Source organism: Rhodococcus sp. BP22, assembly GCF_014281965.1.
Lineage (GTDB): Bacteria > Actinomycetota > Actinomycetes > Mycobacteriales > Mycobacteriaceae > Rhodococcoides.
Genome location: NZ_JACFTB010000005.1, coordinates 324,913 through 338,883, shown reverse-complemented (window position 1 = coordinate 338,883; position 13,971 = coordinate 324,913). Strand labels below are relative to the sequence as shown.

Below are 13,971 nucleotides of genomic sequence, written 5' to 3'. Positions count from 1 at the left end.
TGTTCAATTATGATGCCGCTGGCATCGTATTACTGCAATTAGGGGTAACTGCATGGTCGAACAAAACGTACACGGGTCGCTGTCACGGCGCCGCTTCTTCGGCGCCGCGGCCGCCACGGCGGTAGCAGCCGCAGTCGCCGGGTCCCAATGGACGCCCGCCACTGCTGCGCCCGTCGGGGAGGCCTCGCTTACGGTGCCGCCCGAGTTCCCTGGGGGAATCGACCTCTATCAGCAGAGCTACGTGAACTGGTCCAAAGAGATCGTCTTCGACCACGTCTGGACATGCGCACCGCGGGGCGAAGGCGAGGTGGTGACGCTGGCAAACTGGGCCGCGAAGCACGGCTACACGATACGGGCACGAGGCTCGATGCACGGCTGGAGTCCGTTGACGGTGGTCCCCGGATATTCCGTCGACAAGGTAATTCTTCTCGACACGACCACGCACCTGATCGGCGTGAGCGTGGATCCGACGGGATCGCCTGCCACGGTGACCGCTCAGGGTGGCGCGAGCTTGCTGTCCATCTTGACCGCACTCGAAGGCCACGGACTGGGTTGGTCGAGCATCCCGGCCATCGGCGACATCACCATCGGCGGCGCTCTCGCTATCGATGCGCACGGCGCCACCCCTCCGGCCGACGGGGAAAGTGCAGTCCCCGGAACCAGCTTCGGTACCGTCAGCAATCTCGTCACCGCCCTGACGGCAGTGGTCTGGGACGATTCCGCGGGAGAGTACGTCGCGCGAGTATTCACCCGATCCGACCCGGCCATTCGCCCACTGCTCACCCACCTGGGCCGCACCTTCATCACCTCCGTGACGCTCCAGGCAGGCGCCGACAAACGTCTCAGATGTCTCAGCACATTCGACGTCGGCTGGCAGGAGCTGTTCGCGCCGGCAGGATCACCGGGCCGGACTTTCGAGAAGTATCTCGCCGAGTTCGGAAGCGTCGAAGCCATCTGGTTCCCGTTCACCCAGGAGCCATGGCTGAAAATATGGAGCGACGAACCGAACCGCCCGGAACAATCACGGGAAGTGACCGGACCGTACAACTACGCGTTCTCCGATACGCTCCCCGAGCCGCTCACCGACGGATTGGGCGTGGTGGCGACACAGCTCGCGGCCGGCACACCCGCATTCGGTGCGTCGCAGCTCAGCGCAGTCAAAGCCGGCATGGCACTCACCGGCACGGCCGACATCTGGGGCACATCGAAGAACGTCCGCTTGTACCTCCGCGCCACAACGTTGCGAGTGACGGCGGGCGGAGGCGTCGTGCTTGCACGTAGGTCCGACGTCGCCACGATCATCCACGACATGACCACCTGGCTCGACGAGCGGCTCACGTATTACAGCTCGCTGGGTCAGTACCCGGTCAACGGCCCGTTCGAGGTGCGCTTGTGCGGGCTCGACCACGGCGCAGACGTGGACGTGGAAAGCTCGGGCCCGCCGTCTCTTTCAGCGGTGGCCCCAGTGCCCGGTCATCCGGAATGGGACACCGCAATCTGGCTGAACGTGGTCTCTTTCCCAGGTACGCCCGGAATGCATGCATTCTTCCGCGAGATGGAACAGTGGATGCATGGACACTATTCAGGTTCACTCGGAATCATGCGGCCCGAATACTCGAAGGGCTGGGCGTTCACCAACGATCAGTCACACGCCGACACCGAGTTCCTGACCCGGACACTCCCCTCCCGGTACCCCGAGTGGGAGTCCGCCTCCGCAGCATTCGACGAGTTCGACCCACGACGAATCTTCCGAAACCCCTTCCTCGACAAGGTAATGCCATGAAAATATTCGAATCTGCTGACCTCGGCCCCCTCACGCTACGCAACCGTGTCATCAAAGCCGCGACCTTCGAAGGACGCACCCCGGAAGCTCTGGTGACCGACGAGCTGATCGATTTCCACCGAGCCGTCGCTGCCGGCGGTGCCGCCATGACCACAGTCGCCTACTGCGCATCCTCGCCTGAGGGTAGAACCGACCGCCACCAGATCTGGATGCGCCCGGAAGCTGTTGCAGGACTGACACGTCTGACCGAGGCCGTCCACGCCGAGGGCGCCGCCGTCTCCGCTCAGATCGGGCACGCGGGACCGGTCGCGAACTCACAGTCCAACCGCGCGACGGCATTGGCCTCCTCGTGGCAGATCAGCCCTCTGAGCATGCGACTGACGAGGACGGCGAGCGCAGCCGACCTCGATCGCATCGTCGCCGATCATGCCCGTGCAGCCAGAATCGCCGTGCAGTCCGGATTCGATGCTGTCGAACTGCATTTCGGGCACAACTATCTCGTCAGCTCGTTTCTCAGCCCAGCGCTCAATCGCAGGTCCGACCAGTTCGGCGGAAGTCTCGAGAACCGGGCGCGAGTCGCGCGGGCCGTAGCGTCGGCCGTGCGTGCCGAAGTAGGAACCGAGATCGCCGTCACCGCGAAGTTGAACATGGATGACGGAGTCCCGGGCGGCTTCTGGCTCGACGAGAGCCTTCAGGTTGCCCAGTGGCTGGAAAGCGACGGCTCGCTCGATGCGCTCGAGTTGACCGCGGGTAGTTCGCTGAAGAACCCGATGTACCTCTTTCGCGGAGATGTACCGTTACGCGACTTCGCGGCGTCGTTCCCACAGCCGCAACGAGCGGGTATCCGCATGGTGGGCAGCAAGTTCTTGCGCGCATACCCCTACAAAGAGGCATATCTGCTCGAACAGGCACGCCAGTTCCGCAGTGCGGTGGACCTACCACTCATCCTTCTCGGCGGCATCTCCACGCGGGAAACGATGAACCTCGCCATGACCGAAGGATTCGAGTTCGTGGCGATGGCGCGCGCACTTCTGCGTGAACCGGATTTGATCAATAGGATGCAGAAGGAGGAAGTCACTTCCTCTCTCTGCATACATTGCAATCGCTGTATGCCCACCATCTATAGCGGCACGCGCTGCGTGCTTGTCAACGAAGGAGCCTGAATGAACCGTTTGGAAGGCCGAGTAGCACTGGTCACCGGTGCTGCACGCGGAATGGGGCTCGCTCACTGCAAAGCGCTGATCGCAGAGGGCGCAAAAGTCGTCCTGGGCGACATCCTCGACGAGGAAGGCGCCTCGGCAGCAAAAGAATTGGGAGACGCCGCACACTATGTGCGTCTCGACGTCACGTCGGAAGACAGCTGGGCCGAAGCCGTCGCGGCGACCACCGAGAAGTTCGGACCGGTGACCGTACTGGTGAACAACGCCGGAATAGTGGGCGGCAACTTGATCACCGCCTACGAAACATCCGAGTGGCAGCGCATTCTCGACATCAACCTGACCGGAACGTTTTTCGGCATCCGTGCCTGCTCCCAATCGATGATCGATGCAGGTGGCGGCTCGATCATCAACGTCTCCTCCGTCGAAGGGTTCCGCGGTAGTCCCGGACTGCACGGCTACACCGCCACGAAGTTCGCAGTGCGCGGACTGACGAAGTCGGTTGCACTCGAGTTGGCGCCGAAGAACGTACGGGTCAACTCCATTCACCCCGGCTTCATTCACAGCCCGATGACCGAAGGCATCCCCGAGGACTTCCTGCAGATCCCACTCGGTCGTGGCGGCAAAGCCACCGAAGTGTCCTCGATGATCGTCTTCCTCGCCAGTGAAGAGTCCTCTTACTCCACCGGATCCGAGTTCATCATCGACGGCGGCCTGATGGCAGGTGTTCCGCACCGCACCTCCTGAATCGTCTCGTACACCGGCGGGTGCATGGTGCGCCCGCCGGTGTACGGCTTAGTAGCTGCGGTTGATCTCCCGTGCAAGGGTTCCGCGCCGCAGGGGATCAAGTTCGAGAGCGACACCGCCACCTCTACGCACCTCCATACCCCCTATGAATAGGTACTACGAGCGACACTTCGACAGCTGCACGTTTCAAGAACGACCGACATCACCAACCGACGAGAACACCATGCGAATCACAGAGTGCGCGAGAGCAGCAGTACGAGAAGTAACATTGACTTGACCGACTATCGGCGTTGCGCTAGACGCACCCACCCAATGGTGGGCGGACAAGCACGACTTCAAGGTCTGCTGAAGTCATGCCCGTCGACCAGGCCCCGCTTGGTTGCACACACGGCGGCGGTCAATCTGTTTTTCGCCCCGAGCTTGTCCAGAATAAGCTCCACATGAGTGTTGACTGTGCTTCGCGAGACGAACAATGCAGTCGCTATCTCAGCGTTCGTCGACCCCTCTACAAGGTGACGAAGTACTTCGAGTTCACGTCGCGACAGGCCCACGCGTGCCTGCATGTCCATCATGCTGACAGTGGCGGTGGCGAAGTCCAACGCTGCGAGCACCAGCTCCTTGAGCAACGATGGAAATGTCGATTGAACGACGCTGACGTGCAGCACCGCGATCGTCCGTCCGTCGGTACCCGGCAGCGCGACGGATGCACCCTCATGAAAGCCTGCGGGCCCTAAAACCTCCGATGCCGAATACGTGTCGTGGTAGGACGGAACGTCGCTCCACGTCAACAGTCGACCTGGATGCGCGAACACCAGTTTCATTCCCGGGTCCGAATTTATGAAAGTGGTTGTGAGGTAGTGGACGACCTGCTTGTCGTAGCCGACCGCCGCACACAGGTGGTGTGACCGGCCGTCGCTCACCAGAGCGACGGCCGCAGCGGAAGCTTCGACTTCGCTAGTCACAAATTCCACAAGGCCGCTCAACCTGTCAGCGGGAATGGATCCAGTAAGCGCAGAGAGAATCCCCGCACCGTGGCGTGTCATTAATCAAGGCTAGAACTCCGAGTGAGTCTCAGTGGTCGAATTGCGTAACAGCCAGTGAAACTTTCATAGAGTGGGTCGGTGTTGAGCCCAGGGCCGAGCGCGTTCGAAGTTTGCCGCTGCCCGCAACACTGCAGCATCTGCATGGAGCCGCCCCGAGATTTGGAGTCCGACCGGTCTTCCGTCGGAGGTGAAACCGGCCGGCACTGTGATCGCCGGTGTGGACATCATGTTGAACGGGTAGGTCAAGAGCCAGCCGAGGAGCTGAGACCTGAGCGACGCGCCGTCCAAGAACGACGGCGCAAATTGGTCGAGCGTAAATGTGGCTTCACTCAGTGTCGGTGAGATCAGCAGATCGAAGTTCTGCATGAAGCTCGAGAATGTGTCCCACATTTGCCCGCGGAACAGATCGGCACGACCGACGTCGACGCCGGTCAACCGCTCGCCTTCACGCATCAACTCGACGAGATTGTCATCGACCTGACCTTTCCACTGGTCCCAGTCGACAAGGTCGTGCTCGGCGGCGAAACCAGGTACCCAGATCCCGTTCCACATCGCTTCTTCGGGGTTGCCCCAGTCAGGTGTCGCTTCGTCGACGTGGGCACCGAGTTCCTCGAAGCTGCGCACAGCATTGCGGCAAATTTCGAGAATCTCAGGATCCACTGTGGCGAAACCAAGATCGGGCGACCACGCAATACGCCACCCCTCGATCCCCTTGTTCGTCTCATCGAAGAAGTTGGTGGTGGTGGCAGGCAGACTCAATGGATCCGATTCATGAGGTCCTGCAACAACGTCCAACATCAACGCGTTGTCACCCACAGTTCGAGTGATGGGACCGTGGTATGCCCAGTGGTAGTAGCGACCCGCCAAAATCGTCTGTGGAATCCGGCCGGTAGACGGCTTTAGTCCAACGACACCGCACAGCGAGGCCGGGATACGTACCGAACCGGCGCCATCGCTTCCCTCTGCCAGGGGTCCCATACCTGCAGCCACCGCCGCCGCCGCTCCGCCGCTGGATCCACCGGCACTGAAACCGTGCTTCCACGGATTGTGGGTGGGACCGAACAGGTGGTTGTTGGTTCCGCCGTAGCCGCTTTCCGGTGTGTTGGTCTTACCCAGGAACAGTCCACCTGCGTCCCTCAACCGGGTCACCACCTCGGCATCGCGCTCTGAGATGCTGTCTTTGAGCGGAACCATCCCGAAGGTCAGGGGACGACCCTCGACTGCGGTGAGGTCTTTGATTGTGAAAGGGACCCCGTGCAGAGGACCAAGTTCCGCACCGCTCGCGGACTTGTCTTCGAGCTTCCGGGCATCCGCCTGCACCTGAGTTCGATCGAAGTCGATGATCGCATTGATGGACGGATTGATCTCGTCGATTCGACCGATGAAATAGTTGGCGATCTCGACCGGCGAGATATCCTTCCTCCGGGTGCGTGCAGCTAGTTCTTCTGCTGTGAGCCAGGATAATTCATGATCGAACATGTTTTCTCCTACTGATTCCGAGCGGCAGTAAGCCGTTGCAAGAAACGATAGGAAAGACCCGAAGAAAGCGGTATCGGTGAACCTACCGATACCGCTTTCTCCTCACGGTCAAGCTAAAAGCGGAGAAAGCAACTGAGCATGCGCGAGCAAGGATGGTAAGCACCGTCGCAACGGAACCGCATTCGACGCACTACCGGACAGTACGAGACCCGCAACCAGAGACCCGGACTGCGACCTGATCGGCACTGCCAAGCAAGCCGTATCGTCGTCAATTTCGCCGGTCTGCACGGCAAAACCATCGTCACGCACATTTTGCAGATCCATCTCGAGCTCACTTCGACTTACTATCGTCGAACGTGTCAGCGCCGTCAGTCCCGTCGGCTGGAGTGCAGCAATGGGATCGCTCTTCTCCGCAAGCAGTAGCTTCCCGAGCGCAACGGCGTGCAGATTCCGGTTCAGGAATGACTCGGGGTGCGGCATCGGGTACTCCGGGTCGTTGTCTGCGATCCGAAGTGCCGAATTCGTGAAATAGGCCAGGTGTACTCCGAATCTTACGGTCAGACGGAAGTCCGCCAGCACCTCTCGCGCAGCCGTACAGACCGTAGGAGTTACTGCAGCATCGATCAACACTGAGATCTTGTGACCGAGCGCAAAGCCCGACAAATCGGGCAGCCTGACGAGATATCCCTCCCCTGCCAGGATGTTGAGCAATCGGTACGTAGTCGCCGAGGGTATATCGAGTACCTCTGCTACGTCCTTGGCCGTCACCCCAGCACCTGCGCGCGCTACCGCCTCGAGAACACGTAGTGCACTCTGCACGGCCTTGGGTTGGCGGCCAGAGAACGAGCTATCGTTTCCACTCACCTCCGGACCTCCCACGGGCGATAGCTCGCCAAAATATCGTCTGCGATCGCTTCGTCGTACACACCGACGCGAGCACGTGTCTCACTGCCTCGTCCAGCACGCACGAAGAAGATCACGTAACCAACCACGAGAAGCAGGATGTAGGCCACGGTTCCGGCCCCGGCGATGTAGGTACGGGACAACGCCGCCCAAGCGACGAGTGCGGTGAGCATAGTTGCCGCCGCGATGCCGATAACCAGGGGTGTACGGGTGAGCTCCCCGATTCGGCGCAGAAAAAGAGGAGCTGCGACGCATACGGAGATATAGGCGATGACGTACCCGTGCGCGGACACCGTCAAAAGTCCGATCAAGACGTCACGACTAGACGACGCCACCAGTTGATAGACGATCGGCACCACCACAATGACAGGGATCGACACGAGAAGCGCCACATGCGGAGTGTGGAAACGTGGATGGGTTCGGCCAAGTGCTGCCGGCATGACGCCTTCGCGTCCCATAGCGAACAAGGTACGTGACAGCGCTGTTGTCGAGCCGAGCACGCACGCGAACCACGACGCCGTGATCCCAAACTCCATCACGACCGACAAGGCAGCAGAGGCACCGCTCGGGTTGCCCGGCAATGACAGAACGATGGCCAAGTCTGCACTCTGTTCGATAGGTGCAGGCATCTGCGCGAAGGCCGACCCGATGTAGAGAACTCCGAGCGCTATTGGAGTCCACTTGATCGCCCGAGGCACCGCGATCAGAGGGTTGCGCGCTTCACGGGCCAAGGTGCCGGCACTTTCGAAGCCGACGAACGACGTAATCGCCAGCAGGAGAGCGAACCCGATGTTAGACGGATGCTCGGTGGGTGGATCCGGGCCGGTAGTGGTGTCGCCGAGGGTGTGCAGAAACGCAATCAGGAGGACGGCGGTGGCAACGAGAATCGCGAAGACTTCGACTGCCAGCGTCACCCGTGTCGAAATACGCACCCCGAGAATCATCAACGCAAGCGCCACGACTCCCACCACGGTCGCCAGGACGGAAATAGTGATCGTCCCCGTCGGCACACCGACCCGGTTCAGCAGTGCAGACATGTAGCTGGCAGCGCCGACAACACTCGCCATTGCTGCAGCTGTGTAGCCGATGATCAGTGACCAGCCGGCACCGAACCCCGGCACCGCACCCAGCCCCTTGGCTGCGTAGCTATAGAGACCGCTGACGGCGACCATCCGCTTCGCGAACTGGCCGGCGCTGTAGCCGACGAAGGTCATCAACAGAGCGGCAGCCGCGAACACTGCGATGGTTGCCGCACCGGCATTCGGGATCACCAGCGCAGGCAATGTGACCATGACCGCAGACGGCGCTACAGCCGATACGGACTGGGCGAGGACTTGAACGAAGGTGAGCCGTCCGCGGCTAAGTCCTGCTACCGGGGAGCTCGTGCGGATGGGCGGTCGGTCCACCACGGTTCACCTCGTTCCCGATTCGGTCGATCCAACCGAACATCGATGCACGCTAGCTCGAGCAGGAATCAAGTGTGCACCGAATGCAATGAACACCGGATCTCGCCGAATGGGAAATTTCCCACATCCGAAATGTTCGGTATGGGATCGGTGCCGACTCAACTGCACTCCACGTCGGCGAACGTCCGAAGTTCAAATGAGAAAGTCGGCAAAACCCGAATGAGAATGCGACCTCGGCGAGATACCCATTCGATTTTTCGCGTGACGTGGACCACATGGGCGTCCTAATGTCTGAACCAGAGCACACCGAGTACGTGCGGAAAATCGCATCGGAAATGGTTGGCTCGTAATTCAATTCATTTCTCTGGAGAGGAACCCATGACTGCAGTCGAAAGCGCTTCGATCACCCTGAGCCCGGAAGTACGAGACTTCATTTCGACACCGAAGCAGATGTTCATCGACGGCCGTTGGGTCGACGCTGCGTCGGGCAAGGTTTTCGATACGATAGATCCCGCGACGGGTGCGGTCATCACCACTGTCCCGCACGGTGGAGCTCAGGACGTGGACCGTGCAGTCGCGGCAGCGCGTCGGGCATTCGACAATGACGAGTGGCGTCGAGTAACGCCTGCTCAACGACAGCGACTGCTGTGGAAAATCGGTGAAGGTATTCTCGCGCGGGCCGAGCAGTTCGCTCAACTGGAATCCATCGACAACGGCAAGTCGGTCGCCGTCGCACAGGCCGTCGACGTCACCTGGGCAGCGGAAATTTTCTTCTACTACGCAGGCTGGGCCACCAAGATCGAGGGCCGCACGATTCCGGTGTCGGTTCCTTGGGTACCGGGTGGGCGATTCCACGCCTACACCCTTCGTGAGCCGGTCGGCGTGTGTGCCCAGATTGTGCCGTGGAACTTCCCGCTCGTCATGGCGGCATTCAAAGTAGCACCCGCATTGACGTGCGGAAATACAGTCATCCTGAAACCCGCCGAACAGACCCCTCTGACTGCCTTGTTACTGGCCGAGGTCATAGCGGAGGTGGGACTTCCTGATGGAGTCTTCAACGTCGTGACCGGTTTCGGGGATGCCGGTGCGGCGCTGTCCTCCCACGAGGATGTGGACAAGGTCGCCTTTACTGGTTCGACCGAGGTCGGAAAGAAAATCGTGCAAGCGGCGTCGGGAAACCTGAAGAAGGTCTCTCTCGAACTCGGTGGCAAGAGTCCGCAGGTCGTCTTCGCCGACGCCGACATGACTGCAGCCATACCAGGCGTTGCCAGTGGCTTCTTGTTCAATCATGGCCAAGCCTGCACCGCCGGAACGCGTTTACTCGTCGAAGACAGCATCTTCGACGAATTCACAGCCGGCATAGCAGATTTCGCCCGGTCGCAGAAGATTGGCCCCGGACTCGACCCCACCAACGACATAGGTCCATTGATCTCGGCGGAACAACTCGACAAGGTAACCGGGTACATCGACGCCGGTATCGCCGATGGCGCCAGGGCCCTCACCGGCGGCAGCAGACACGGTAGTCAAGGCTTCTATGTCGAACCCACATTGCTGGTCGACGTCAAGAACAACTTCAGTGTGTACCAGGAAGAGATATTCGGCCCGGTCGCAGTCGCAGTTCCGTTCTCCCGCAGCGAGGGTGTACGCGCAGCGGCAAACGACAGCCCTTACGGGCTTGCCGCGAGCGTGTGGACCCGAGACGTATCGAAGGCCCACGAAGTTGCCGCGGAAATTAAGGCCGGCACCGTGTGGATCAACTGCCACAACGCTTTCGACACCGCGCTCCCCTTCGGGGGATACAAGCAGTCGGGGTGGGGCAGGGAACTCGGCGAGGGTGCCATCGGTGAGTACACCCAGGGCAAGTCCGTCAATATCGCACTGTGAGTTGACCAGATGGGTGGATGACGTGTTGCCGTCGAGAAACCGCGGATGACAATCCGTCACCCACCCCTCCAGTTTGTTTCTCGACCGACTGTGACGCGGCGGCAACCGTGTCGACAAGTTGCCATCCATTCGTGCTCTCGATCGTCACTTCATCCGAAAGATGTAAGAAAATATGACAATCAAGCCTTCTATCCCGTTGATTACCGAGCGTCTGGGCGATGCCCGAAAACTGTCCGGCAAACTTGGCCCAGGCGCGATCGTGTTCATGGTCGTCGCGGCTGCAGCGCCTTTGACAGTCATTGCAGGCACCGTGCCTCTCGGTATCGCAGTCGGAAACGGTGCCGCATACCCCGCGACCTACGTGGTCTGCACAGCGATTCTTCTACTATTCGCGGTCGGGTTCACCTCTATGTCCAAGCACGTCCCCGGTGCGGGCGCCTTCTACACCTACATAACCAAGGGAATCGGCCGTCATGCCGGACTGGGATCCGCATTTTTGGCGCTGTTGTCTTACACCGCAGTTCAGGGTGCTGTGTACGGATACATCGGCGCCGCGGTCAATGATTTCGTCACCGCGCACGGCGGACCGGAAATCCCCTGGTATGTCTACGCAGTCGCCATAATGGCCGTCGTCGCAACACTGGGATACCGGCATATCGATCTGTCCGGCAAAGTTCTAGGAGTACTCCTGGTCTGCGAAGTGGGCATCGTGCTCGTCATCGACGCAGCGGTCATCTTCAGAGGCGGCGGAGACACCGGCTTTTCCACAGCCGCACTGAATCCAAGCGAATTCTTTTCCGGCGCTCCCGGGATTGCGCTGATCTTTGCCATTGCCGGATACATCGGTTTCGAAGCCACTGCGATCTTTCGCGACGAAGCGCGAGATCCTGCTCGAACGATTCCGCGCGCCACTTACACAGCACTGATCGTCATCGGTGTCTTCTACGCCATCTCCAGTTGGGCGCTGGTCAGCGCGTGGGGAGACAAAGGGGCCGTGGCCATCGCAAGCGAGAATCCGGAAGGCATGATCACCGAGACTGCGACTCTGTACGTCGGAGCTGTCGCCGGCGATCTCGTTCAGATCCTGTTGATCTCCAGCTTGTTCGCTGCTCTACTCGCTTTCCACAACGTTCTCTCCCGTTACATCTTCTCGCTCGCCAACAGTTCGGCTCTGCCCGCTCGATGCGGTAAGGCACACGTCAAACACTCTTCGCCGTACATCGCCTCCATCGTGCAGACCGTCTCCGCGCTCGTTCTGGTTGTGGCATCCGCCCTGGCCGGACTCGATCCGGTCACCGAAGTCTTTGCCTGGTTCGTCGGGGTCTCATCGGTGGGAATCGTGGCACTGATGACCATCACCTCAGTCGCCGTCCTGGTGTACTTCCGGCGAACGACGGTCGACCGTCGACCGTGGAACACGATTTTCGCTCCCGCGCTGGGACTGATCGGCTTGACAGTGCTCCTCGTCTTGACCATCGCAAACCTCCCTCTACTCGTGGGCGGCTCCCGCACACTCGCGGCACTCATAGGAGTGCTGTTGGTCGGAGTGTTTCTCGGCGGCATCGCCGTTGCCGTAATCCGTCCGCAAGCAGCAGTACTCGACACCACCGAAGAGAAAGAGATCGCAAAATGACGCTCCTCGACTCCACCTTCACCAGCTCTACCGTGACACACCCGCTCAGCACCCTGACAGCCGACGAGATCGACATCGCCCGTGCGGTTCTCGTCGATGCTGGAGCAGTAGGAACGTCCACACGGTTCGTGTACATGGCGCTCGACGAACCCGACAAGGCCATCGTGCACGCATTCACCGCCGGCTCGGTGATCGAGCGACGCGTACGAGTACTGCTGCTCGATCGAGCCACCGGCATCGGAACCGATTACATCGTCTCGATCACAAGCCGTGACATCATCGAACAGACCTCCCTAGATGCAGGAAACGACGGCCATGTGCCCATCCTCGACGCCGAGTTCGAGGATATCGAAGCCTTCATGCTCGACAGTCGAGACTGGCTGGCAGCAATGAGCAAGCGCAGTATCGACCCGGCCAAGGTCCGAGCAGTACCGTTGTCGGCGGGCGTATTCGGACATGAGGACGAGGTCGGTCACCGCATCGTTCGGGTTCTGGCATTCTTTCAGGAAGACAAAGCGGACCTGCCCTGGGCACATCCCATCGACGGAGTAGTAGCCTACGTGGATCTGACCGAACGCAAGGTCGTCAACGTCGTCGATGAAATGGAACTTCCCGTTCCCGCCGAGCGCGGAGAGTGGAACGCTGCGCCGCATGCGTCTCCCACCCGTACCGACCTGAAACCGATCGAAATCACACAGCCCGACGGGGCAAGTTTCACCGTCGATGACAACGAGATCTCCTGGGCCGATTGGAAGTTCAAGTTCGGATTCGATGTGCGTGAAGGCCTTACATTGCACCAGCTGTCGTTCAACGACGACGGGACCGAACGGCCGGTCATCTATCGGGCATCCATCGCCGAAATGGTCGTGCCCTACGCAGACCCGTCGCCGGTCCGATACTGGCAGAATTACTTCGATCAAGGTGAGTACCTATTCGGTCGGTACACCAACGCCCTCGAACTCGGCTGCGACTGCCTCGGTGAGATCAAGTACTTCGATGTCACCGTCGCGGACGAGCTGGGCCACCCGAAGCTGATGAAAAATGCCATCTGCCTCCACGAGGAGGACTACGGAATCCTCTGGAAGCACACCGATATGTTCAATGGCATGACCGAGACACGACGCTCGCGCCGGCTTGTCATCTCGTTCTTCCTCACAATCGGCAATTACGACTACGGCTTCTATTGGTACCTGTACCTCGACGGCACCATCGAGTTCGAAGCCAAAGCCACCGGGATCGTTTTCACTTCCGCCTACCGCGGATCGGAAGGATTCTCCACAGAGATGGCTCCCGGGCTCGGCGCACCGTTCCACCAACACCTATTCTCCGCCAGACTCGATATGGAGGTCGACGGACAGACGAACACTGTCACCGAGGTCGACGCGGTCCCGATACCGATGGGACCGGACAACCCGTGGGGCAACGCCTTCCGACCACAGAAGACCACGATCACCTGTGAGTCCAACGGACAGCGATTGGCAGACAATTCCAAAGCCCGGGTGTGGCACATCACCAACCCGGAAAAGCAGAACCGCCTCGGCCAAGACGTTGGTTATGCGCTGCATCCTGAAGGTCAGCCGGTGCTTCTGGCCGACCCGTCGAGTTCGATCGCTGGACGTGCCGCTTTCGCGACCAAGCACTTATGGGTCACGCCCTACGACAAGAAAGAGCGCTACCCCGCAGGTGATTTCGTCAATCAGCACCCCGGCGACAGTGGGCTGCCTACGTTCATCGCAGGTGACCGCAACGTGGAGGCACAGGACCTTGTCCTGTGGCACACGTTCGGGCTCACACACTTCCCCCGCCCGGAGGACTGGCCCGTCATGCCCGTCGACTACGCCGGATTCAAGCTCAAGCCGGTTGGGTTCTTCGGTCGCAACCCCGCCCTGAACGTGCCCGCGTCCACCGCGAAGCACTGCTGCTCGGACGAGTGAGC

The 13,971-nt window shown here is 60.3% G+C and carries 10 protein-coding genes; 6 read left to right on the top strand and 4 right to left on the bottom strand.

Annotated elements, in window-relative coordinates:
* Window positions 1–52: 52 nt before the first annotated feature.
* Genes H2510_RS13355 through H2510_RS13345 form a run of 3 tightly spaced genes read left to right on the top strand, consistent with a single transcriptional unit; the run spans window position 53 to window position 3,687 of the window.
* Window positions 53–1,783 (top strand): cholesterol oxidase substrate-binding domain-containing protein, encoded by a 1,731-nt coding sequence (locus H2510_RS13355; RefSeq protein ID WP_186628777.1) that lies wholly within the window; start codon window positions 53–55, stop codon window positions 1,781–1,783.
* Window positions 1,780–2,946, top strand: a complete 1,167-nt coding sequence (locus H2510_RS13350; protein WP_186628776.1) for an NADH:flavin oxidoreductase — start codon at window positions 1,780–1,782, stop codon at window positions 2,944–2,946. Before H2510_RS13355 ends, H2510_RS13350 begins: the two co-directional genes overlap by 4 nt.
* A complete protein-coding gene (locus H2510_RS13345; protein WP_186628775.1) occupies window positions 2,947–3,687 on the top strand; it encodes a glucose 1-dehydrogenase in 741 nt (246 codons plus the stop codon).
* A 335-nt stretch (window positions 3,688–4,022) separates the two neighbouring features.
* Here the strand turns inward: H2510_RS13345 and H2510_RS21100 are convergent, their stop codons facing one another.
* The 4 genes from H2510_RS21100 to H2510_RS13325 form a co-directional block, all read right to left on the bottom strand.
* Entirely contained in the window at window positions 4,023–4,649 is a 627-nt protein-coding gene (locus tag H2510_RS21100; RefSeq protein ID WP_186628774.1) for a LuxR C-terminal-related transcriptional regulator, read from the bottom strand.
* Window positions 4,650–4,793: 144 nt separating this feature from the next.
* Window positions 4,794–6,209, bottom strand: a complete 1,416-nt coding sequence (locus H2510_RS13335) for an amidase (RefSeq protein WP_186628773.1) — start codon at window positions 6,207–6,209, stop codon at window positions 4,794–4,796.
* 108 nt (window positions 6,210–6,317) lie between these two features.
* Window positions 6,318–7,073: an IclR family transcriptional regulator C-terminal domain-containing protein gene (locus H2510_RS13330; protein ID WP_186628772.1), complete on the bottom strand. Its 756-nt coding sequence runs from the start codon at window positions 7,071–7,073 to the stop codon at window positions 6,318–6,320.
* Entirely contained in the window at window positions 7,070–8,521 is a 1,452-nt protein-coding gene (locus tag H2510_RS13325) for an APC family permease (protein ID WP_397517359.1), read from the bottom strand. Before H2510_RS13325 ends, H2510_RS13330 begins: the two co-directional genes overlap by 4 nt.
* 375 nt (window positions 8,522–8,896) lie before the next feature.
* Here H2510_RS13325 and H2510_RS13320 point away from each other — a divergent pair, with 375 nt between their 5' ends.
* From H2510_RS13320 to H2510_RS13310, 3 genes are all read left to right on the top strand, one after another.
* A complete protein-coding gene (locus tag H2510_RS13320; RefSeq protein ID WP_186628771.1) occupies window positions 8,897–10,402 on the top strand; it encodes an aldehyde dehydrogenase family protein in 1,506 nt (501 codons plus the stop codon).
* 172 nt (window positions 10,403–10,574) lie between these two features.
* The gene (locus H2510_RS13315; RefSeq protein WP_186628770.1) at window positions 10,575–12,035 is read left to right on the top strand and encodes an APC family permease; all 1,461 of its coding nucleotides are present in this window, start codon (window positions 10,575–10,577) and stop codon (window positions 12,033–12,035) included.
* A complete protein-coding gene (locus H2510_RS13310; protein ID WP_186628769.1) occupies window positions 12,032–13,969 on the top strand; it encodes a primary-amine oxidase in 1,938 nt (645 codons plus the stop codon). The genes H2510_RS13315 and H2510_RS13310 overlap by 4 nt, the downstream gene beginning before the upstream one ends.
* The last annotated feature ends 2 nt before the right edge of the window (window positions 13,970–13,971 follow it).